Raw genomic sequence first — 22,703 nt, 5'->3', positions numbered from 1 at the left:
CAGAGCTTAACCAACCAGCCGTTTCATCTTTAATTTCCGGTTACTTAGCGGAGCGAATCGCGGTGAGGAATTAACGAGAGATGCGACTGATTCGCCGATCGTCTGGAGGCCAGGCACGCTTGCGGCCGCATGCCGGCGACCGACGGAGAGGCTTTTTCAAACTTTTTCACTCGCCATATTGCTGCCTCAATTTGAGACGCGACTCGCCTGATATACGTCGATTCATCGACGGTGGATAACGGTTCATCGCATCTTGACACATTTGCGCCTTAATCCAGCAGACAGAAACCGGCGTGCACCACCGATCGCGGAAGATTGGCAAAAGGTACACGAACGATGACGAACGCAGTTCTCTTGCTCTGGGACAGCTGGAGCATACTCGGCCGCGTGGTGACGCTGATCGCGATCGCGATCCTTGTGCTGGGATTGGAAAATCTCGCCATCAAACTTATTGCGGATATTCAGGGCTGGCGCCGGCGCGGATCGGAACCCACGGTAGAGATGCTGCGCCGCAAGCAGGAAGACTGCACCGCGATCCTGATCCCCATCACCCAGTCCGCGCCTCTGGCCGGCACCATGCTCGCGCGGATCAAGCGCACCCTCGAATACGAGAACTACACGATCTTCGTCGGTGCGCGGTCGATCGACACGCAGGCCGTAGCAGCCATCCGGCGCGAAGCACGGATCGACAGCAGGGTGCAGCTTTGCCTGTTCGAAGAGCATGAGGCGCAGTCCCAGGCGCACGCGCTCAACGCATTGCTCGCTTCGGTACGCCAGTTCGAACATCTGCACGACGTCGATTTCCGCACCTATTTTCTGCAAGGGCCGGAATCGATTGTCCACCCGCTCTCGCTCAAGCTCGCCAACTGGCACTGCGAATTCGCCAGTGTGGTGCAGCTGCCCGTACTCACCAACCCGCGTGATTCGATGTCGATGACGGGCGGCGCCGGGTTCGACGATCTGGGAGAGCACCGTGCGCGCGAAACCGTGCTGCGCGCGCGCGTGGTCCGGAACGTACCCGTGCGGCAGACAGGTGTGGCTTTGCGGCGCGACGCAATCTGGGCGCTCAAGCTGCATGGCGATGTCTTCGATTGCCGCAGCGAGAGCCCCGTCTTCGATGCCGTCCAGCGTCTCGGCGAGCGCGGCTACCTCGCGACATTCGTGTGGCAGCGCGACGATGACAAAGCGGTCATCGCGGTCGAGGAATTGTCCCCCCGCGCCCTTCGCGATGCGGTGCAAGACCGGGCGCAGCGCCTTTCGGCTACCGCATTGTCAGGCTGGCGTCCGATCGGCAGCGCGCATGGCAGCCTATGGACCCACTACTTCAACTATCGCGATCGCCGGATCGTCGCTGTCGCCGCGACGCTTGCCTGCGCTGTTCTCGCCGGACTGGCAGCCGGAGCCCTGCTGCTGGCAGGCCGTCTGACCCCCGGGTTCGAGAGCATCCCTGCCTTGATCGAATCGCCCTGGGTGTTAGCCCTGCTGGCCATAGATGCAGCGTTGCTGGGTGCCGCATTGATAGAGCGGCTGGTGCAGACTGCGCGCACGCGGGGCCTGCGGAACGCAGCACTGCTGCCGCTCAACCTCGCGGCTTCATGCCTGATCACCGCGCGTGCCGTCGTGCTCGCTTCCCGCCCACAACAAAAGGCGGATCGCACCGGTGTGGCGCTCACCGGAAGCCCTGCGGCGACACACTCGGTCTTTGCAGCCACGCCCAGGCTGACCGATATTCTGGTCCGCTCCGGCGCGATGTCGAAGGACGAGGCGAAGATTGCGCACGGCTATTCCCGGCGCACCGGCCGTAACCTCCTGCTTGCATTGCAAGACCTGCGGCTTGTCGACGGGGCGGCCATCGCGCGCGCTCTGGGTGAGAAGCTCGGCATCGAATTCGGACATCTCGACGGCCCGCTCGACAGCTATGCATCGGTCTTCCTGTCGCGACACGCGGCGGAACGCTTCTGCGCCTTTGCGCAGCGCGCCGAGGATGGCGGCATCGATGTCTATGTGGGAGAGGATTACTCCGCGCGCGAATGGCGCGCGCTCAGGGCGGCGCTGCAACGCGCGGGCGTTCACCGCCCTCACTTCCGCACCGCCCCGCTGAGCGAAATCGCCTACGCGATCCGTTTTGCCGGCACCGCGCAGGAAATGGCGATCGAACAGGCGATCGCGGTCAGCCTCATGGATGGACCGATCCTGGAGGGGACGGGCCGCAATATCCGCCGCCAGTTGCGCGCGCCCTACCGGCGACTGGAAGACCTGCTGGTGGAGCGGGGCCTGATCCGTCCACGGCGGCTGCGGCTGATGCGCAGTCGGCTGGGCGCTGAGGGTCAGGCTCTGGCGGATACCATCTGCAAGGATCGGCGCATCCCGCCATTCACCCTTGCCGAGACCGTGCGCGAGTTCAACGAATGGCGACCTGCGATCGCTCCACTGACTGCGGCAGCGCCGATGGCACGGCATAGCAGCCGCACGACTTTGCCGCCCGATCCACGGCTCGCTGCATGATCGGACGCATGATCTTCGCATTTCGAGGGCATTTGTCTTTGACAACGGCGCTCGCGCGAACGACGAGACATCCGCATGATGACCATCGACGAAGCGCTCGACGCGCTGGAATCCCAATACGACGCAGCCGTAGAGCGGTTGCGGTCCGACATTCTCACTTTCGCCAAGGACGGAGCGTTGCCCGTCGCGAGTGCACGCGCCGGGCGCTATTCCTATCCGCGCCTGCTGCTCCACTACGATGGCACCGAGCCGGAAAGCCGGCGTAGTCGCGCGTTTGGGCGGCTGAACCGTGAGGGTGTGTACTCCACCACAGTGACCCGGCCGAGCCTGTTCCGCGCCTACCTGCGCTCGCAACTCGAACTGATCGAGAGCGACTATCCGATCCGGCTCGACGTCCAGCCTTCGGAACAGGAAATCCCTTTCCCCTACGTGCTCGACGGGGAAGCGACGGCCCAGCTCCACGGCATCAGTCCGCAGGAGCTTTCGCGCCACTTCCCGCACACCGACCTTGCCGATATCGGTGACGAGCTGGCCGACGGGATCGAGATCGAGGATCCCGACCAGCAGATCCCGCTATCGCTGTTCGACGGACTGCGGACCGATTTCAGCCTTGCACGGCTGGCGCATTATACGGGCACCGACCCCGAGCACTTCCAGCGCTTCGTGCTGTTCACCAACTACCACCGCTACGTCGATGAATTCGTCGACTGGGCAGGCGCGCGGCTGGGCGAGGATGGCTGCGCCGCTCTTTCCGGCCCCGGCGGGCTCTACCTGACCGAGCCGACCGACGACGCAAAGTCGCTGCTTTCCGACGCGGCATGGCGCCGGCACCAGATGCCCGCCTATCATATGATGGGCGAGAACGGCGATGGCATCACGCTGGTCAACATCGGCGTCGGGCCGAGCAATGCGAAAACCATTTGCGATCACCTTGCAGTGTTGCGTCCCGAAGCATGGCTGATGATCGGCCACTGCGGCGGGCTGCGACCGAGCCAGAAGATCGGCGACTATGTGCTGGCGCATGCCTATCTGCGCGACGATCACGTGCTCGATCCCGTGCTGCCGCCGGAGATTCCGCTGCCCGCCATTGCCGAAGTGCAGCAAGCTCTGGCCGCGGCGTCCGAAGAGGTCTCGGGCAGGCAGGGCAGCGACCTCAAACAGCGGCTGCGCACCGGCACCGTGGTGACGACCGACGATCGCAACTGGGAACTGCGCTACGCCTTGTCGGCCAAGCGCTTTTCGCTCAGCCGCGCGGTCGCCATCGACATGGAAAGCGCCACCATCGCCGCACAGGGCTTCCGCTTCCGGGTGCCTTACGGCACGCTGCTATGCGTGTCTGACAAGCCGCTGCATGGCGAGATCAAGCTGCCCAAGCAGGCGAACACCTTCTACGAAGAAGCGATCGCCGCGCACCTGCAGATCGGCATCGCCGCGTGCCGCCACCTGCGCGAGGAAGGCCCCAGCCTGCACAGCCGGAAGCTGCGCGCGTTCAACGAGCCGCCTTTCAGATAAGGCGGCTCAGGCTGGCACGCGCGCCGGGCAGTAGCGCGCGACATAGTCGGCGTGCGAAGGCATTTGCTGGACGGCGAAGCGGACCGATTTCTCCATCTCGTCCAGTTCCCCCTTCAGTTCGGGGACGACCATCGACGCGGCGATCGGGCCGTGCCCGTCCATATGGATGCCCTGCCCCAGCATCACCGCGGCCCAGCTGGTTTCGTTGAACAGCTCGTCTTCCTCGCGGAAGATCTGGCCATTGGCTTTGAACAGCTCGATCTTCTCGGTCAGCGTCTCGGGCACTTCCATCGTGCGCACATAGTCCCAAAAGGGTGAATCGTCGCGCGCGGTGGCGTTGTAGTGCAGGATCAGGAAATCGCGAATACGCCGATATTCCTTGTCGGTCAGCCGGTTGTACGTGTCCTGCTGGTTCTGGGTGACGCCATCGAGCGAGAGGATCGCGACCAGCCGGTTGATACCGGAATTGATCAGATGGATCGAAGTCGATTCAAGCGGCTCCATGAAACCGGACGACAGCCCGATGGCGATCACGTTGCGGTTCCAGGCCTTCTTGCGCCGTCCGGTGACGAACCGGAGGAAGTTCGGCTCCGCACCCGGCTTGCCCGCAAGGTTACCTACCAGGATATCGTGCGCCTCGTCGTCGGACATGTATTCGCTGCAATAGACGTGGCCGTTGCCGTTGCGGCTTTGCAGGGGGACGCACCATTGCCAGCCTGCGCTGTGCGCGGTCGCCTTGGTGAAAGGGGCCGGGCCGCTTCCGTCCTCACGCTCGCACGGAAGGGCGACGGCGCGGTCGCACGGCAGGTAGTGCCGCCAGTCGTCGTATCCGGTCTCCAGCGCCTGTTCGATCAGCAACCCGCGAAAGCCCGAGCAGTCGATGAACAGATCGCCCTCCACAACGGTGCCGTCGTCCATCGTTACGGATGATACAAAGCCACTTTCGGGATCGAGCGTGGTGTCGACGACCTTGCCCTCTCTCCGGACAACGCCGCGTTTCTCCGAATAGCCGCGCAGGAACGCGGCATAGCGTGTCGCGTCGATATGATAGGCGTAATTCATCGTCGGCAGGTCGTCGCGCTGGAAATCCTGCGTGCGCGAGAAGCGTCCGAAATGCGCGGCGACCGTTTCCAGGTTGAAGATTTGCAGCGGGCGCCGCTCGCCCTCGCTGCGCATGCGGTGCCACACCTGGTGAAAGGCGATCCCTCCCATATGATAGCCGTAAGTGCCGAAGGGGTGGAAATAGCTCTCCCCCACCTGCCCCCAGTTGGCGAACTGGATGCCCAGCTTGAAGGTCGCCTGCGTGGCTGCCATCATCTCGCGCTCGTCGATGCCGAGCAGCTGGTTGAATTCCACAATGGGCGGGATCGTCGCCTCGCCAACGCCCACCGTACCGATCGCCTCGGATTCGATCAGCGTGATCGCGACGGTGCGCTTTTCCGCCAGGCGCGAGAGAGCCGCTGCGGTCATCCACCCCGCAGTTCCCCCGCCGACAATCACGATCCTCTCGATAGCCATCCCGAACACCCTCTTTTCTCACCTTTATCTATTGATGGGCCGGAACGCGACAGCGGGTCAATTGTGAACGTTCATTTTTTCTTGTGAACGATCACAATGGCGCATATAGGGGCAGTCGATGAACCGGATAAAAATCCGGCATTCGACTCTTGGGGAGGTTATTTTGAAGACATCGCAAGCTTTTGCGCCGCGCACCGCCTGGCGCGCCCTCGTTCTCGGCAGCGCGTCGAGCCTCGCGCTTGCCTGCATGGCACAACCCGCCTTCGCGCAGGATGCCAATGGCGAAGACGAGCAGCTGGAAGACGGCACCGCGAGCGACGATGAGAACGTGATCATCGTCAGCGGCTACCGCGCCTCGCTCGAGAGCGCACAGAACATCAAGCGCAACGCCGACACCGTGGTTGACGCGATTACCGCCGAAGACATCGGCGCGCTACCCGACCGCTCGGTGGCCGAATCGCTGCAGCGCGTTCCCGGCGTCAACATCGGCCGCTTCGAAAAGGCTTCCGACCCCGACCGCTTCTCGGTCGAAGGGACCGGCGTCATCATCCGCGGCCTTCCCTATGTGCGCTCCGAACTGAACGGACGCGACATCTTCTCCGCTACGGGCGGCACCGTGCTCTCGTTCAACGATGTCTCGCCCGAGCTGCTCGGCCGGGTCGAAGTGTTCAAGAACGTCACTGCGGACATGACCGAGGGTGCGATCGCCGGCATCGTGAACCTTGTCACGCGCAAGCCGCTCGACAATCCGGGCCTCAACATCGCCGGATCGATCGAAGGCAACTACGGCGATCTGCGCGAAGAGTGGTCGCCGACGGTCAACATCCTCGCCTCCGATACCTTCGATACCGCGGGTGGCACCTTCGGCCTGCAGGTGGCCTATTCCTATTCGAAGCTGAAGAGCCGTACCGACGCCTCGCAGGTGGCGGACCCGTGCTATCGCGACGCCAGCCTTACGGGCGGCTGCCTGCGCGTATTCGATGTGAATTCCGGCGGCTTCGGCGCGACGCCGAACTACGACGAGAGCAACTTCCCGCCCGCAGGTTCGGTGCTGGTCCCGCAGTATGCCGGTGTCCGCACCACCGATCTCGACCGCGACCGCGAAGCGATCTCCGCCGTCGGCCAGTTCGAGACGCTCGACGGCGATCTGCGGATGACGGTGGAATACCTGCGTTCCGAAACCAGCTTCTTCACCGAAGAATTCGCCCTGCTGGGCCGGATGGACGATGGCACCTCGTCACCCGAACAGCGCGCGGACGGACCGTGGGAATTCGACAGCAACGGTCGTTTCGTCCGCGGCATCCTGACCGACAATGTTGGCGATGCCTACGCCAACCCGTTCGGCTGGGGCGGTATCCCGCTCGATTCGCTTCGCTTCCTGCGCGACACCAAGAGCGTGACGCAGGACATTTCGTACGACGTTGAAATGAACTTCAGCGATCGTTTCCGCGGCAATGTCGAAGCGCAGTACATCACCTCCACGCTGCGGCGCGATTCGGTGTTCGGCGCGATGAGCACCTGGGCCGATATCGACCTCGATCTGAGCGGCGATACGCCCAACGTGAACTTCCTCGCCCCGATCGGCGCGCCGGACGATTACTTCTCCTCCGGCTTCTACACCTACTACTGGTTCGGCCTCGATAGCCGCGAGAAGAACGAAGGCGATCTGCTCAGCATCAAGGGCGATCTGGAATACGACCTCAGCGACGAAGGCTTCCTGCGTAAAGCCCGCTTCGGTGCCCGCTGGGCGGCGCGCGACCGGACGACGCGCAACACCAACTTCAGCACCTGGGGCAACCTTTCCGCCCCGTGGGCAGGCCGTGCAGGCTGCGCTCCGTGGGGCGAAGGGCCGGGTTGCCCGTTCGTGCCGGGTCGCTTCTACACCGGCCTGCCTGGTCAGGAATTCGCGATCGGCGGCGGTGCCTATGTGGACGACTTCCCCGGCTACACGCAGCTCCGTTCGCCGTTCGGTGACAACTTCCAGCGTGGCCAGGTGGCAACGCCGATCCCCAACGGGTCGGCCTATTTCTACGGCGGTGACGACTTCCTGCAGGAATACCTGAACGGCGTGACCGATCAGCAGTGGGACGAGATCGGCACCTTCAGCCAGTCGCCCAACCGCTACACCCTGGGGGTCAACGGCCGCACCTACACCAACCCGGTGACCGGCGAAGTGACCGCCTGCGATCCCTTCTGTCCGCAGGAAATCTCGCAAGTCCAGGAGATCACCGCAGCGGCCTATGCACGCGTCGATTTCGGCAAGGACTTCGACAATGGCTGGTCGCTCGCGGGCAACCTCGGGCTGCGCTATGTCGAGACGCGGCTCGACACCTCCTCCCTTGTTGGCCTGCCGCAACCGGGCCAGTTCGACGATCCGTCGGCAGGCGGCAATGGCGACGGGGTCGTGCAGGTTTCCGAAATCGCCGGGGTGTGCGCCACCCCGCTGCCTGTCGGGCAGGAACGTCGCTATTGCGACCTGACTGGCGCACGACTGGATGAATTCGCTTCGCTGTTCACGGGCGAGGCAATTCCCGACGATCGCCAGATCAAATTCGATCACTGGCTGCCCGCGTTCAACGTCCGCCTCGACACCGGCAACGGCGTTGTCATTCGCGGTGCTGTGTCCAAGGGCATCTCGCGCCCCGATCTGCAGCTGTTCAGCGCAGGCGGCGTGCTCGGCTTCAGTGGCCGGGTCAACGACGGTCCGCTGCTGGCGATCTCGACCGGCAACCGTAACCTGTTGCCGACCGAATCGTGGAACTACGATCTCTCGGTCGAATGGTATTTCGACCGGGTCGGCTCGCTGACTGGTGCGATCTTCGCCAAGGATATCAAAGGGATCGTCACGACCGGCACTGGCGTGGTGAATTACACCACCCCAAGCGGGGTTTCGCAGGATGTGATCATCACCGGCCCTGCCAACGACCTCGGCGGCACGCTAAAAGGGTTCGAGCTCGCCTACCAGCAGACCTACGATTTCCTGCCGGGCGTTCTGTCGGGTCTCGGCAGCCAGCTGACCTACACCTACATCGACGGCGGCGACTTCCGTAACCCGAACCTTTCGTCGATCGGTTCCCCTTCGGTCGCGAGTGGCGCGGCCCCGCTTAACGGCGGGCCGTTCACCTTCTCGCAGCCGCTCGCCGGGATCTCCGAACACACGATCAATGCGACCCTGTTCTACGAAAAGGGTCCGCTGGCGATGCGTGCGGCGTATAACTGGCGGTCGGAATTCCTGATCACTCCGCGCGACGACATCTTCCCGTTCTCGCCGATCTGGCAGGAAGCGGGCGGGCAGCTCGACGCTTCGATCTTCTACGACGTTACGAAGTTCATGAAGATCGGGGTGCAGGGCGTGAACCTGCTCGACGAGATTACCGAGACGTCGCAGGTGGTCGATTACGATGGCACGCGGATCACCCGCTCCGCGTTCCGTAACGATCGCCGCTATACCCTGATCGCCCGCTTCAAGTTCTGACGAGAGGCGGCGGGATTGAAAAAACGGGCCCGTGCCAGCAGGCATGGGCCCGTTTTGCATGATTGTCCGCGCGGCGGGGTGGCATTCCCCGCCGAGCGACGGTAGCGACTTCCGACGCAGGAGACTGGTTTCAAAATGGCGAGACGGCGCCAGGCGGTAACGATAAAGCATGTGGCGGCGGATGCGGGTGTAAGCCTGCAGACTGTCAGCCGGGTCATCAACGAAGAGCCCAATGTCCGCCCCGAGATGAAAGAGCGGGTCGAGAAGTCGATCGACAAGCTTGGATACATTCCCTCGATCGCGGCCCGCCGGATGAGCGGATCGCGTTCCTACCTGATCATGGCCCTGAATGATCGCGACCGCACGATTGCCGACTGGAAGGCGCGGCAGGGGGCGGACTGGGTCGACCAGATGCTGCTGGGCGGGATGCTCAAATGCGCTGAATCCGGCTATCGGATGATCATCGAGCTGGTCGATACGCATTCCGACCATGTCGAGCGCGAACTGAATGCCGCGCTGGTGGCGCTCCAGCCCGATGGGGTCATTCTCACCCCGCCCCACTCCGAAAATCCGCTGATAACGGGCCTGCTGGAAAAGCGCGGCGTTGCGTTCGCAAGGATCGGCGCGGGGAGCGAGGGTGCGGGCGTTTCGCTGGTCATGGACGACGAGGGCGCTGCACGGCTGGCGACGCAGCACCTGATCGACCTCGGCCATCGACGGATCGGCTTCATCGCAGGATCGCCCGAATACCAGCTCAGCGCCTGGCGCGAAGCGGGGTGGCGCACGGCCATGCAGCGCGCCGGGCTGCCGACCGCGGGGCTTCGCGAAGGCGGTGACTTCAGCTACGAAACGGGAATGACGGCCGCGGCGAAGCTGCTGGGCAACAAGGAGCGCCCGACAGCGATCATCGCCAGCAACGACCAGATGGCGATGGCCACGCTCGATGTGGCAGCGGAGCGGAGTCTGGCGGTTCCGTTTGACCTTTCGGTCGTCAGCTTCGACAACACGCCGATGACGATCTTCTGCCAGCCTCCGCTGACCGCCATAGATCAGCCGATCGCGGCGACCGCTTCGCGTGCCGTAGAGCTGCTGATCGCCGCCAATCGTGGCGAAGAGCTTCCTACGGAGACCGAGGTAATCGAAGCCAGGCTGATCGAACGCGGATCGACCGCGCTGGCGCCCGATGGCGGCTGACCCGGCAGATCGCCGACAGACCACCCGCTTCCTGCTGCTCTACGCGTTGGCCGTAGCCGGCGGAGCGATAGCCTACGTCCCCTTTCTCACTATTCTGCTGCCGATCCAGGTCACCGGAATGGCTGGCGACAGCGACGTGACCTGGCTCGCATACGCGACCTTCGCGGGGGCGTTGGCGGCGAGCGCGGCCAATATCTTCTTCGGCTGGCTGAGCGATCGCAGCGCCGTGCGGCGACCGTGGATCATCGGCGGACTCCTGTGGTCCTGCGTGCTTCTCGTCGGGTTTGCCTACATCACCGACATCGTGTGGCTGATCGCCTGGCTGGTATTGTGGCAGATGGGGCTGAACATGATGCTTTCCGCTCTCGGCGCATGGGCGGGGGATACCATACCGGACCGGCAGAAGGGGCTGCTCGGCGGCCTGCTAGCCTTCGCTCCCGCGGCAGGCGCGTTGAGCGCTTCGCTGGTCACCCTGCCGGACCTCGCCGATGCTCAGGGCCGCCTGTGGCTGGTCGCCATGCTGGTCGCCGCCTGCGTTCTGCCAGCGGTCCTCGCAGGTGCGCCGCGCCCCTTCCCCGAACTGATGCGCGACGAACCCGCTCCGAAGAAAGAGCCTTCCAGGAGCCCTGCGAACATGGTCGTGCGCATGTGGCTCGCCCGCCTGCTGATCCAGATATCCGAAGCGGCGTTGTTCGCGTTTCTCTACTTCTGGTTTCGGTCGGTCGATCCCGCGATGACCGATGCCAACGTGGCACGGATTTTCAGTGTCATCCTGGTCGCATCTGTTCCTCTGGCACTGCTGACGGGCCACCTCGCCGATCGCTACGGTCGGCCATTCCTGCCGCTGACGATCGGCGCCGCGATCTCCGCAGTCGGGCTGGTCCTCATGGCGATGTCGAATTCGCTGACCAGCGCGATCGCGGGTTATGTGGTGTTCGGGATCGCCGCCTCGACCTTCCTGTCGCTCCACACCGGGCAGACGCTGCGCATTCTGCCCCGGGCGAAAAACCGCGCGCGCGATCTCGGTATTTTCAACCTGACCAATACCAGTCCGTCGCTGGTGATGCCGTGGCTCGCCATCGGCCTGGTTCCCGCCTTCGGGTTTTCCGGACTGTTCGTCGCGCTCGCCGCATGCGCCGGACTGGCGGCCATGCTGGTCGCCTCGCTCTCGCGCCCGACTTAGCGGCTTGCAATTGAGCCAGCCCCATGCAATCCAAATTGATAACGTTCACAAGAAACGCATGGGATTGAGGAAATGACGCCACGGACCGGGCTTAGGCAGCTTTTGGCCCTGCTTGCCTGCACGGCAGGAATCGCTGGTTGCAGCCACGTGCCGCTCGAAACCAGCGGCCCCGCGACAATCGCAGATGACAAGACGCAGAGCGAAGCTGCACGCGTCGCCGACATCCTTTCGCGCATGAGCGTGGAGCGCAAGGTCGCGCAGCTGATCCAGCCGCAGATCAACAGCTTCACCGCCGAGGATATGAAGCGATATCGCTTCGGCAGCTATCTCAACGGCGGCAATGGCGGGCCATACGGCGATGAGTTCGCGCCGGCAGACCGATGGCTTGCTCTCGCCGATGAGATGTGGGCCGCCTCAACCGCACCATTGCCCGATGGCGAACCCGTCATTCCCGCCATCTGGGGGACCGACGCCGTCCACGGGCACACCAACGTCCCCGGCGCGACGATCTTCCCCCACAATATCGGCCTTGGCGCGACCCGCGATGCCGATCTGGTGCGCCGGATCGGTGCCGCGACCGGAGCCGAAATCCAGGCAACCGGGATCGACTGGAACTTTTCCCCCACAGTCGCGGTCGCGCGCGACGATCGCTGGGGGCGCACTTACGAAAGCTATTCCGAGGATCCGACAATCGTCGCTCCGCTGGGCGCCGCATTGGTGGAAGGCCTGCAGGGCATTCCTGGCCGGAAGGATTACCTCGGCACCGGCCATGTGGCCGCCACCGCCAAGCACTTCTTCGCAGATGGGGGCACCTCGCAGGGCGTCGACCAGGGCGACGTCAACGGCGATATCGAAGCCCTCAAAGCCATTCATGCCGTGCCCTACCCTGCTGCGATCGACGCCGGGGTGGAAGTCGTCATGGCCAGCTTCAACTCGATCAACGGGGTGAAGATGCACGGCAACCGCGATCTTCTGACCGGCGTTCTGCGCGACGAGATGGGGTTCAAGGGGGTCGTGGTGGGCGACTGGAACGCGCACGGTCAGATCGATGGCTGCACCGTCTCCGACTGCCCGCAGGCGCTGCTCGCCGGGCTCGACATCTACATGGTGCCCGACGACTGGAAGGCGCTGCTCGAAAATCTCGTCGCTCAGGTGGAGGACGGGACGATCCCGATGGCGCGGCTCGACGAAGCCGTCGGACGGGTGCTGCGCCTGAAGCTGCGTCTCGGCCTGCTCGATAGCGATGCGAAGAAGCCTTCCGCACGCGGCGACGGCGGCGACTTTGCCCAGCTCGGTTCGCCCGCACACCGTGCAATCGCCCGCGAAGCGGTGGCGAAATCGCAGGTACTGCTGAAGAACGACGGCGTGCTGCCGCTGAAGCGCGGCGCGCGGCTGCTCGTCGCCGGCAGCGCGGCGGACGACATCGCCAAGGCTGCCGGCGGCTGGACGCTCACCTGGCAGGGCGGCGGGGAACTGGACAACAGCTACTTCCCCAATGCCACCTCGATCTACCGCGCACTCTCGGATGAAGCGAAGGCGGCGGGCGGCAGTGCCACACTCTCGCCAGATGGCGCGATCGATCCGAGCGGTTACGATGCCGCCATCGTGGTCTTCGGCGAAGAACCCTACGCGGAATTCGTCGGCGACCGGAAGACGATGGTGTTCGACGACACCGAAGGGCTCGACCTTCTGCGCAAATACAAGGCCGCCGGTGTACCGACGGTTGCGGTGTTCCTCTCGGGGCGTCCGATGTGGATGAACCGCGAACTCAACGCCGCCGACGCCTTCGTCGCATCGTGGCTGCCCGGCAGCGAAGGGGCGGGCGTTTCCGACATCCTTTTCGGCAAGCGCGACACGACCGGTCGCCTCTCCTTCAGCTGGCCCGCGGACTGCGGCGGAGCGCCGGTCAACGGCCCGGGCGGGGCACTGTTCAACGTCGGCTACGGCCTCAGCCTGACGGATAAGCGCGCCGTTCCCACGCTGTCCGAAAAGTGCGGATACGTTAGCGAGGGGCGCGCGACCGCATGGTACGACCTCGGGCGGCTTGGCGGCGGCATTACCGCGCTGGGCGGCGAAACGCGCCTGCCCAATCTTGTCGGCCAAGGCGGCGGTATCGTCGCACGCGGTTTCGACAAGGATCGGCAGGAGGATGCGCGCGAGATCACCTTCGGCCCCGGTGCGACGCTTTCGCTAGCGCAATCGGGCAGCGGATCGGGCGACTACCGCATTCTTTACAATCTCGCCGACCAGCCCGCCGGCAAGGTTACCCTGACCGTCGGCGACGACCGGATCGATATCACCCGCAACCTTGCCTTGAGCGCGGGCAAGGGATGGCGCGAGATGATCATTACTGAGGATTGCGCACCCGACCTCGGCGACCGGATTGCCATTACCTCCGCCGCGCCGATGACGATCCAGATCGCACGGATCGCCCGGCAGGATATGCCCGAAGGGGCGCAGTGCTCTTTCTGACGGGGATGGACTCGTCGCGTCACCGCGCGGCGAGCTTCTCCCGGTAGGAGCGCTGCTCGCGAACGATCCATTGTTCCTCGGGCTGGCGTTCGGCCAGAGCGTCGTCGATCTCGACATCGTCGAAGCCCGATTGCCGCGCGTGGCGGTACTGATCGCTGATCAGATTGCCGCCCGCTCGCAGATGGCCCTTGTAACCGAGGTCGCGCAGCTGCCGAGCCAGACTGAACCCGCGCCCATCGCCGAATGCGGGAAAGGCGATGCGAATCGTCGCGATGTCGGCGAAGCGCTCCACAAGGTCGCGCGGGTCGGCATCGTTCGGCATGTCGACTGCCAGATCCGAACCGGGGGGAAGCGCCTCGGCCGGGACATAGGCAATATTGCCGGAGGCACGAAAACCATCGGGTGTGACCACGGGCATTGCTAGATTCCTCCTCCGCCGATGAATTGTCCTTCGACGTAATGAATGCCGCACTCGGTCTTGTCGCTCCCGCGCCAACGACCTGCGCGCGGGTCCTCGCCGTCCGCGACGCGGCTGGTGCACGGTTCGCAGCCGATGCTGGGATATCCCTGCGAAACCAGCGGATGGCGCGGCAGGTCGTGACGGTCGAGATAGGCGGCGATGTCGGCGGCGGTCCACCGCGCCAGCGGATTGACCTTCCTCTTGCCGTCGTCGTCCTGCTCGATCTCTTCGAGCTCCGCGCGCAGCGAATTCTGGAAGCGCTTGCGGCCGGTGATCCAGGCGTCGAACGGCGCGAGCGCGCGCTTCAGTGGCTCGCGCTTGCGCAGGTTGCAGCAGGCATCGGTATCGAAACGATGGAGCATATCGTCGGGATCGACCGCCGCCAGCCTCTGCCGCGTCGGGCGAACCAGCTGGACATTCGACAGGCCGAGCATGCTCGACACCTCGCGCTGATAGTCCAGCGTTTCGGGAAACAGCATCCCCGTTTCGTTGAGCAAGACGGGCGTACTGGGGCTGATCGTCGCGACCATATCGAGCAGCACGATGGATTCGGCGCCGAAGCTCGAAACCAGCGCAATGCGCCCGCGATAGTCGCGCAGGATCGTGCGCGCCAGCAGCGTCAGCGCGTCGCTCTCCAGCGGGGTGCTATCCTGCGTGAACGGATCGAAGGCGCGCTCAGCCCGCATCGGCCGGTTCCTTGGCCGGATAGAGCGCATCCTTGAAAGGCTGCGTGCCCGCGCGCTCGACCACTTGCAGGAAGGTCTCCGCCTCGCTCTCCCGCAGCGAGAAATAGGTCTGCACCAGTTGCTCGATCGCCGGGACGACCTCTTCGGCATCGAACCCGCGACCCAGCCGCTGGCCCATTTTCAGGCTCTCGGTGTGATCGCCGCCGATGGTGATCTGGTAATTTTCGCGCCCCGCCCGGTCGAGCCCAAGGATGCCGATATGGCCGACATGGTGGTGCCCGCACGAATTGATGCAGCCCGAGATCTTGATCTTCATGTCACCGATCAGCCGCGAATAGTCGGGATCGGAGAAATGCTGCGCAATGTCCTGCGCGATGGGGATCGAACGAGCTGTCGCCAGCGCGCAATAGTCGAGACCGGGGCAGGCGATGATATCGCCGATCAACCCGATATTCGCGGTCGCCAGCTCTGCCTCGCGCAGCGCGTCGTACACCGCAGGCAGATCGCGCTTGGCCACATGCGGCAGGATCAGGTTCTGTTCGTGGCTGACGCGCAGCTCGTCGAACGAATAGCGCTCGGCCAAGTCGGCGACCACGCGCATCTGGTCCGCGCTGGCATCGCCCGGCGCAGCGCCGACCGGCTTCAGGCTGATCGAGGCGATGGCATAGCCCTGCTGCCGGTGCGCGGTGAGGTTGGTGGCGCACCAGCGCGCGAAATCCTCGTCCTCCGCCAGCCGTGCTTCGTACCCGGCATCGCTGTCGGGCAGGTCTTCGAATGGCGGGGGGGCAAAAGCGGCTTCGATCCTCGCCACAACTGCAGGATCGGGGATCAGCGAAGGGCCGTTGTGGACTTCGAGCAAGGAGGCGAATTCGGCCTCCACCTGATCGCGGAAGCTCTCCAGCCCTTCTTCCATAACGAGGATCTTGATCCGCGCCTTGTACTTGTTGTCGCGCCGTCCGTGCAGATTGTAGACCCGCAGGATCGCCTCGCAATACGCGAGCAGGTGCTCCTTGGGCAGGAACTCGCGGATAGTCTCGCCGACCACCGGGGTACGGCCGAGCCCACCGCCGACGATGACCTGATAGCCGACCTCGCCCGCATCGTCGCGCAGCACGCGCAGTCCGATGTCATGCGCCTTGATCACCGCGCGATCGTTGGGCGATCCGGTCACCGCGATCTTGAACTTGCGCGGCAGGAAGGCGAACTCGGGATGGTCGGTGGACCACTGGCGGAGCAGCTCGGCCGCCGGGCGCGGGTCCTCCACCTCGTCGGCAGCGGCTCCGGCGAAATGATCCGCCGTCACGTTGCGGATGCAATTGCCCGAAGTCTGGATCGCGTGCATTTCCACATCGGCGAGCGCGTCGAGAATGTCGGGCAGGTCGACCAGCTTGGGCCAGTTGTACTGGATGTTCTGGCGCGTGGTGAAGTGGCCGTAGCCCTTGTCCCACTTCTCCGCGATCATCGCCAGCTGCCGCATCTGCGCCGAATTGAGCGTGCCGTAGGGGATCGCCACGCGCAGCATGTAGGCGTGCAGCTGCAGGTAGATGCCGTTCTGCAAGCGCAGCGGCTTGAACTCGTCCTCGGTCAGCGCGCCCGAGACGCGGCGAGCCACCTGATCGCGGAAGATCGCGACACGGTTCTTGACGTAGTCGCGGTCGAATTCGTCGTAGCTATACATTACGAGCTTGCCCGTGCTGGATTGTGTGGTCGGCCTGACGGCCCAGATCGGTGCGGATGGTGGGGCCACGATCGCGGATTACCTCGCGCAGCGCGACTGGCCTGGGATCGCCATCATCGGCCAAGGCGACCTCGATGAAAGCGACATCGACCACCTGCCGATTGCTAGAGGCCTTGTCGGCAAGTGCTGCAATTTCATCCGCGTCGCTGGAGACGAAAGCGCTGTGCCTGTCGGGGGTCCATTCCCCGTCCCTCGACAGATAGAGCACATGGCCTTCCAGCAGGTCGTTCGCGCTGGCGATCTGCGGCTTAGCGGGTTTGGGCATGGCGCAGGCCCTCCTGGTTTTCAGTCTCGGCTGCCACACCTGTCAGCGGTGCGATGCCGAGATAGAGGATGGCCGGGCCGCCGATGCCGCCAGAGGCCATGGCGTCGGGAAGTTCGGCCAGCGTGGTCGCCACCTCGACGCGCTCCGGGCGCGAGACGTTCTCGACCACCGTCACCGGCGTCGATGGGGAAGCGCCGTGCATCAGCAGGCGGCCCTGAATGAAGCGCGCGGCGCGTACGCCCATGTAGATCGCAGCCGTAGCGCCAGGAGAGGCAAGCGCGGCCCAGTCGTGTTCGGCAAAGCCATCGACATCGTGCCCCGTCAGAAATCGCAGGCTCGAATTGCGCCCCCTCCGGGTGAGCGAGACGCCCAGCTCCGCCGCTCCCGCCATGGCGGCGGTGATACCGGGGACGACTTCGAACGCGATATCCGCCGCGCGCAATGCCGCAACCTCCTCGTCCAGCCGCCCGTAAATGCCCGGATCGCCCGATTTCAGGCGCACGACCTTATGGCCGCCACGCGCCTCGGCAACGATCAGCGCATCGATATCGGGCTGCTTCCAGCTCTCGCCGTAGGCCTTCTTGCCCACATCGACGAGCCGGGCTTCGCGCCGAGCCAGTTCGAGAATTTCGCCCGAGACCAGCCGGTCGTGGATCACCACGTCGGCATCGCCGAGCAGGCGCTGCGCCTTGCGGGTGAGCAGTTCGGGATCGCCCGGCCCCGCGCCAACCAGCGCGACATGGCCCCGCGATGCACCATCGCCAGCCTCGTCGACCAGTTGTTCGATCACGCGCTCCACTGCGGCCTCGCCGCCCTGTTCGAGCGCGCGATGCCCGTCGCCTCCGAAGAAGCGGGCCCACAGCGCCCTGCGGGGCGAACCGGGGGCGACCACCTCGACTTTATGGCGCGATTTCGCCGCGAGCCGCGCGAGCACGCCGGTCGACGGGTGCAGCAGGCCTTCGATGCTCGACTTGATCTGGCGGGCGAGCATGGGCGCCGTCCCTTCGGTGCCGATCGCCACCACCACGGGATCGCGATCCACCATCGCGGGCGTGATGAAATCGCAAAGCGCAGGCGTATCGACCACGTTGACCAGTACGCCATGCTTGCGCGCGAGCGTCACCAGCCGCTCGGCCCCGTCGGAGTGCGCAACATAGAGCATGGCCGCTCCCTCAAGGTCGCTCTCTTCAATCGGCCGCGAGTGATGGCGCAGTCGGCCTTCTTCCGCCCAGCGAAGCACTTCGCGCGTCGGGTGATCTCCGAACACGGAAATCTGACCTTCGGTCTTCAGCAGCAGCCGCAGTTTGGCGGTAGCGGCCTCATCTGCGCCGGACACGAGGATGCGCGCCGCAGCGGTGTCGAGAAAGATGGGGTAGTAGCGCACGAGATTTCCTGTGATCAGCTTCAGGCGCTACTTAGGATATTTTCCTTCAAACAACGAGGTACGCAATCTAACAAGGGACATAGTTTGCCTTGTGCGAACCCCAGGGAAGAATTTTCCGGCACTGGAAGGAGAGACGGAATTGGCGACCGGGATCGATGCGCTCGACCGAAAAATTCTCCGGGTTCTGCAACACGACGCGACGCTGGGTCTGGATGAGATCGCCGCGCAGGTCGGCTCGTCGAAGACGCCTGTCTGGAATCGCATCCGCAAATTGCGCGAAGCGGGTGTGATCGAGCGGCAGGTGGCTATCCTCGATCCGCAGAAGCTCGACCTTGCCAGTTGCTTCTTCGTGCTGATCCGCACCGCGCGCCACGATGCCGAATGGCTCGCCCAGTTCACCGCCGCTCTCAAGGCCCGGCCCGAGATCATGGAGGCACATCGGCTGGCGGGCGAAATCGACTACCTGCTTAAGGTCCGGGTGGAGAATGCCGGAGCCTACGATCGCTTCTATCGCTCGCTGATCGAGGATGTGAGCATCTTCAGCGTCACCGCGCTGCTTTCGATGGAGGAAATTGTCGCCAAGACCGCATTGCCGATCGCGGAGGACGGATGAAGCCTAGAGCGATTGCCCGTCGTCCACGGTGATCGTCGACCCGGTGACGTGCCCGGCAGCGTCGGAGCAAAAGTACAGGACCATATCGTCGAGCGCATCGATCCCCATAATCCGCCGTCGATGCCAGCTATTAATCTGCGCCTTCCCGCCTTCGCTGTCGAACCAGTCGCCCACCAGTTCGGTGCGGATATAGCCCGGTTGCACGACGTTGACGTTGATCCCCTGGCGCACCCATTCGCGCGCCAGTTGCCGCCCGAGATGATCAACCCCGGCCTTGCTCGCAGCGTAGGCCGCATCGCCCTGCCCGGTCAGCTGCGCGGTGATCGATCCGATGATGACGATCCGCCCGCGACCGCTTTTGCGGCTGCCCGCCGCCATCATCATGCGCGCGGCGGCATTGGCTGTCAGATGCACGCCGAGCAGGTTGGTGTCGTACACCTGTCGCAGGTCGGCCTCGGCCAAGTCGGTCGAGCGCCCGTAGCGCGAGACGCCGGCATTCGCGACCACGGTATCGACCGGGCCAAGCGCCTGTTCCGCGCGCTCGAACGCCTCGGCGACCGAGGCTTCGCTGGTGACATCCATCGGCACGGCCAGCGCCTCGCCCCCAGCCTCGCGGATACTGCTGGCGATCTGCTCGGTCAGCTCGGTCCTCCGCGCACCCAACGTGACGCGCGCGCCAGCCTTCGCCATCGCCTGTGCGAGATGCGCGCCGATGCCCGAGGATGCGCCGGTGATCAGACAGGTGCGGCCGTCGAGATTGTGCGTCTTGCTCATTCGTCCTCTGTCCGCTTGTTGGGCGCGACCAGCGTGTTGGCGCGGTCGTAGTGATCGATCCAGTCTGCGGGCGGCAGCGGGAGCGCGCGGCTCTCGTCCTCTCGGGCGGGCACAAACGACGCCCGCGGCTCATCGCTGCGGAGCTGCTCGAGCCAGAACACGCCATCGAAGCGCCCGCTGTTGCCGCGTGTGCCGACCAGATCGACGTCGCCGTCGCCATCCATGTCGCGCGCGATGAACTGGTCGTACATGCCGCGCACCCGGCGTGAGATATCGTGCCGCTGCCACTCGCCGTCATCTGGCCCGGGGTTCTCGAACCACGCAATCCGCCCAACCGATGACGAGGGGCTGACCGAGGGATGATCTTCCTCGCGCGTTGCACCGGTGTAGCCGCCCTTGAGGATGTTGAGCCCCGAGTAGCCACCCGTGACTGCATCCAGATCGCCGTCGCCGTCGATATCGGCCAGCTCCACCGCGATCACCATGTCGGACAGGATGTCGCCGATCCGGTGATATCGCCACGGCTGGTCGAGTATTGCCGGTTGCTCTAGCCAGCCGAGCGCGGGCAATCCGCCCGGCGCACGCGGATCGCCGCATTTCTCGAACAAGCCAGTGACGAGATCCGGCCTGCCATCCCCGTTCATATCGCGGAAGGCCGACTGAAATGCAGAGGTTGCCATGCTGCACCCGGGAAACGCGCTATCGTCGATGGCGATGGCGTGTGGCGCGATGCCGACCTTGCCACCCGCGCCCGTCCCCCGGTTTTCGAGGATATAGGCCACCTGGTTGAGCCGGGCGGCGGCGAGCACATCGAGATCGCCGTCGGCGTCGATATCAATCGGCATGGCCGTGTTGGGCACTTCCCTCGCCAGCAGAACCTGCTCGCGCCACGCATCGGGGTTCAGCGGATCGCCGTCGATGGTGAAGAGAGAAGTCGTCCGGTCGGCACGCGGTGCATCGGGATCGACGATATCGCTCGCGCCCTTGTTCGCGCCCGTCACGTCGTTGCGGCCGTCGCCGTCGATATCCGCGATGAAGACGCGCAACCACGACCCGCGCCCCTGCGTAACCGGGGGGATAAGGCTGGGCCAATTGCCTTGCCGCGCCGCCTGCTGGCTTCCCGGATTCTGGAAATAGGCGAGGTGCGCCTCTTCGTTGGCGCTCACCAGATCGGGCCATCCGTCGCCATCGAGATCGCCGATCGCGACATCTTCGATCGCGCCGACGATGTTGCCCGACGCGACCGTGGTCAGCACCCACTCGTCCGGATTGGCGGTGCCGAACGCGATGCGCAGGTGGTTCGAATCCTCGTGCACCGAGACGATATCGAGAAATCCGTCACGGTCGATATCGGCCATCTGCAAGCCATCGCCGCCACGGATCGGCACGCCTGCCAGCTCCTCGTCGTCGATCCGATGCTCGCGCCACGAAATGTACTCGCCTGAAGGCGTGCGGGCGTCGGTCGGCGTGTCCGCCACGGTGAGCGGTGTGGCGGGCGGAGTTTCAGTCGTCGCGCAGCCAGCAACCGACAGCGCCGCGAGGCTGGCGAGAGCAGCGCCCCGTCTCACAGCGCTTCCACCGCCGGCGCGCTCGACGGGCTGTCGGCAATGTCCTTCCGGATATGGCGCGAGGCGAGGAGGTAATGCGTGCAGCCCCATACGGATGCGATGCAGCCGACGATCAGCATCGCGGTGGCGAGCGCGCTATCGGACCCGGCGGCGGCGAAGCGGTCGCTCAGGTTGCCAACGATTACCGGGCCAAGGCCAAGGCCGATCAGGTTGATGAAGAAGAAGAAGATCGCCGAGGTCAGCGCGCGCATCCTGAGCCCGACAAGCCCGTGCGACACGGCGAGTGCCGGGCCGAGGTAGGATGCCGACAGGAAGTGGAACACCGCCGTCAGCAGCAGCGCAAGGTGCAGGTTGCCGGTGTTGAGGATCACCAGCAGCACGGGCGTAATGGCGAGGATCAGCGCTGCCGAACCCCACACGTACCAGCGCCGGTCGCGCTGGCCCATCTTGTCCGCGAACCAGCCACCAAAGAAGGAGCCGAGACCGCCGCCGAAGCCCGAGGTCAAGGCCATCCACACACCCAATTCAGCCAGGCCGATCTCGTGGTTGCGCAGGAAATAAGACGGCAGCCAGTTGCCGATGCCATAGATCACGGTCGCCTGCAGGCTTCCCGCCAGCGCGAGGTTGCGGAAAGTCTTGCGTGACCACAGGAAGCGCAGAACGGTCAAAAACGAAGGGTTCTCGCCCGCTTCGTTTTCGCGCTTTTCGGACCATCCACGGATCGGCTCTCGCACGGTGAAGCGCAGGAACAGCGCCACGAGCACGCCGGGCATGCCGACCACGAAGAAGGCCATCCGCCAGCCGAACGCCTCGGCAATGAACCCGCCCAGCGCGAAGCCCGTCAGGATGCCGATGTAGATGCCGATCGAATAGATCGACAGTGCGGTCGCGCGCTCCTTTTCCGGGAAGATGTCGGAGATCATCGAGTGCGCCGGCGGACTGCCCCCGGCCTCGCCCACGCCCACACCCACGCGCGCCAGAAGCAGGTGGACGTAGTTCTGTGCGAGCCCGCTGACCGCTGTCATCCCGCTCCACACCGTGAGCGCGAGCGCGATGATATTGCGGCGCACGCCCGTATCCGCCCAGCGCGCGATGGGAATGCCACAGGTCACATAGAAGACCGCAAAGGCAAAGCCCGAAAGCAGGCCCAGCTGCGTGTCGGACAGCTTCAGCTCGAGCTTGATCTGCTCTTGCAGGATCACCAGCAACTGCCGGTCGACGAAGTTGAGCGCATAGACGAGCGTCAGCACGCCCAGCACGAAGTATCGGTACGACGCCTTCGAATAGGGCGTTTCTGTCGGCGGAGCGGACGCAAGCCCGCTGGTGTCGGTGGTGCTCATGCTATCCCCTCTTCGC

The 22,703-nt window shown here is 64.5% G+C and carries 16 protein-coding genes; 7 read left to right on the top strand and 9 right to left on the bottom strand.

Annotation, left to right across the window (positions count from 1 at the left end):
• The first annotated feature begins 336 nt into the window (after positions 1-336).
• A complete protein-coding gene (locus tag AAG591_RS08570; protein WP_342530734.1) occupies positions 337-2,505 on the top strand; it encodes a hypothetical protein in 2,169 nt (722 codons plus the stop codon).
• Between the two features lie 75 nt (positions 2,506-2,580).
• Positions 2,581-4,017 carry an AMP nucleosidase gene (locus tag AAG591_RS08565; protein ID WP_342530733.1) on the top strand — a complete coding sequence of 479 codons (1,437 nt, stop codon included), beginning with the start codon at positions 2,581-2,583 and terminating at the stop codon, positions 4,015-4,017.
• A 6-nt stretch (positions 4,018-4,023) separates the two neighbouring features.
• Here the strand turns inward: AAG591_RS08565 and AAG591_RS08560 are convergent, their stop codons facing one another.
• The gene (locus AAG591_RS08560; protein WP_342530732.1) at positions 4,024-5,535 is read right to left on the bottom strand and encodes a tryptophan halogenase family protein; all 1,512 of its coding nucleotides are present in this window, start codon (positions 5,533-5,535) and stop codon (positions 4,024-4,026) included.
• A 163-nt stretch (positions 5,536-5,698) separates the two neighbouring features.
• Between AAG591_RS08560 and AAG591_RS08555 the strand changes: the two genes are divergently transcribed.
• The 4 genes from AAG591_RS08555 (at position 5,699) to AAG591_RS08540 (ending at position 13,859) form a co-directional block, all read left to right on the top strand.
• Positions 5,699-9,010, top strand: a complete 3,312-nt coding sequence (locus tag AAG591_RS08555; RefSeq protein WP_342530730.1) for a TonB-dependent receptor — start codon at positions 5,699-5,701, stop codon at positions 9,008-9,010.
• Between the two features lie 135 nt (positions 9,011-9,145).
• Positions 9,146-10,204, top strand: a complete 1,059-nt coding sequence (locus AAG591_RS08550) for a LacI family DNA-binding transcriptional regulator (protein ID WP_342530729.1) — start codon at positions 9,146-9,148, stop codon at positions 10,202-10,204.
• A complete protein-coding gene (locus AAG591_RS08545; RefSeq protein ID WP_342530728.1) occupies positions 10,194-11,387 on the top strand; it encodes an MFS transporter in 1,194 nt (397 codons plus the stop codon). The genes AAG591_RS08550 and AAG591_RS08545 overlap by 11 nt, the downstream gene beginning before the upstream one ends.
• 147 nt (positions 11,388-11,534) lie before the next feature.
• Positions 11,535-13,859, top strand: a complete 2,325-nt coding sequence (locus tag AAG591_RS08540) for a glycoside hydrolase family 3 protein (protein WP_342530727.1) — start codon at positions 11,535-11,537, stop codon at positions 13,857-13,859.
• 19 nt (positions 13,860-13,878) lie between these two features.
• Here AAG591_RS08540 and AAG591_RS08535 read toward each other — a convergent pair whose 3' ends face one another.
• From AAG591_RS08535 to cysG, 5 genes are read right to left on the bottom strand one after another with little or no spacing between them, the layout of a single operon-like run.
• Positions 13,879-14,277, bottom strand: a complete 399-nt coding sequence (locus AAG591_RS08535) for a DUF934 domain-containing protein (RefSeq protein WP_342530726.1) — start codon at positions 14,275-14,277, stop codon at positions 13,879-13,881.
• A gap of 2 nt (positions 14,278-14,279) precedes the next feature.
• Positions 14,280-15,005: a phosphoadenylyl-sulfate reductase gene (locus AAG591_RS08530; protein ID WP_342530725.1), complete on the bottom strand. Its 726-nt coding sequence runs from the start codon at positions 15,003-15,005 to the stop codon at positions 14,280-14,282.
• Positions 14,995-16,683, bottom strand: coding sequence for a nitrite/sulfite reductase (locus AAG591_RS08525; RefSeq protein WP_342530724.1), 1,689 nt, complete (start codon positions 16,681-16,683; stop codon positions 14,995-14,997). Before AAG591_RS08525 ends, AAG591_RS08530 begins: the two co-directional genes overlap by 11 nt.
• Positions 16,676-17,008 carry a DUF2849 domain-containing protein gene (locus AAG591_RS08520; RefSeq protein WP_342530723.1) on the bottom strand — a complete coding sequence of 111 codons (333 nt, stop codon included), beginning with the start codon at positions 17,006-17,008 and terminating at the stop codon, positions 16,676-16,678. Before AAG591_RS08520 ends, AAG591_RS08525 begins: the two co-directional genes overlap by 8 nt.
• Entirely contained in the window at positions 16,992-18,392 is a 1,401-nt protein-coding gene (gene cysG / locus AAG591_RS08515; protein WP_342530722.1) for a siroheme synthase CysG, read from the bottom strand. The genes AAG591_RS08520 and cysG overlap by 17 nt, the downstream gene beginning before the upstream one ends.
• A gap of 139 nt (positions 18,393-18,531) precedes the next feature.
• On the opposite strand from cysG, the gene AAG591_RS08510 reads away from it, so the two are divergent.
• Complete coding sequence (locus tag AAG591_RS08510) at positions 18,532-19,005, top strand: Lrp/AsnC family transcriptional regulator (protein ID WP_342530720.1); 474 nt, start codon at positions 18,532-18,534, stop codon at positions 19,003-19,005.
• 3 nt (positions 19,006-19,008) lie between these two features.
• Here AAG591_RS08510 and AAG591_RS08505 read toward each other — a convergent pair whose 3' ends face one another.
• From AAG591_RS08505 to AAG591_RS08495, 3 genes are read right to left on the bottom strand one after another with little or no spacing between them, the layout of a single operon-like run.
• Positions 19,009-19,779 (bottom strand): SDR family NAD(P)-dependent oxidoreductase, encoded by a 771-nt coding sequence (locus AAG591_RS08505; protein ID WP_342530719.1) that lies wholly within the window; start codon positions 19,777-19,779, stop codon positions 19,009-19,011.
• Complete coding sequence (locus tag AAG591_RS08500; protein ID WP_342530716.1) at positions 19,776-21,347, bottom strand: FG-GAP repeat domain-containing protein; 1,572 nt, start codon at positions 21,345-21,347, stop codon at positions 19,776-19,778. The genes AAG591_RS08505 and AAG591_RS08500 overlap by 4 nt, the downstream gene beginning before the upstream one ends.
• Positions 21,344-22,687 (bottom strand): spinster family MFS transporter, encoded by a 1,344-nt coding sequence (locus AAG591_RS08495; RefSeq protein ID WP_342530714.1) that lies wholly within the window; start codon positions 22,685-22,687, stop codon positions 21,344-21,346. Before AAG591_RS08495 ends, AAG591_RS08500 begins: the two co-directional genes overlap by 4 nt.
• Positions 22,688-22,703: the final 16 nt, after the last annotated feature.

Source organism: Citromicrobium bathyomarinum (assembly GCF_038594485.1).
Taxonomy (GTDB): Bacteria; Pseudomonadota; Alphaproteobacteria; order Sphingomonadales; family Sphingomonadaceae; genus Alteriqipengyuania; species Alteriqipengyuania bathyomarina_A.
Note: the sequence above shows the minus strand (reverse complement) of the source record. Positions and strands in the feature narration are given on the sequence as shown.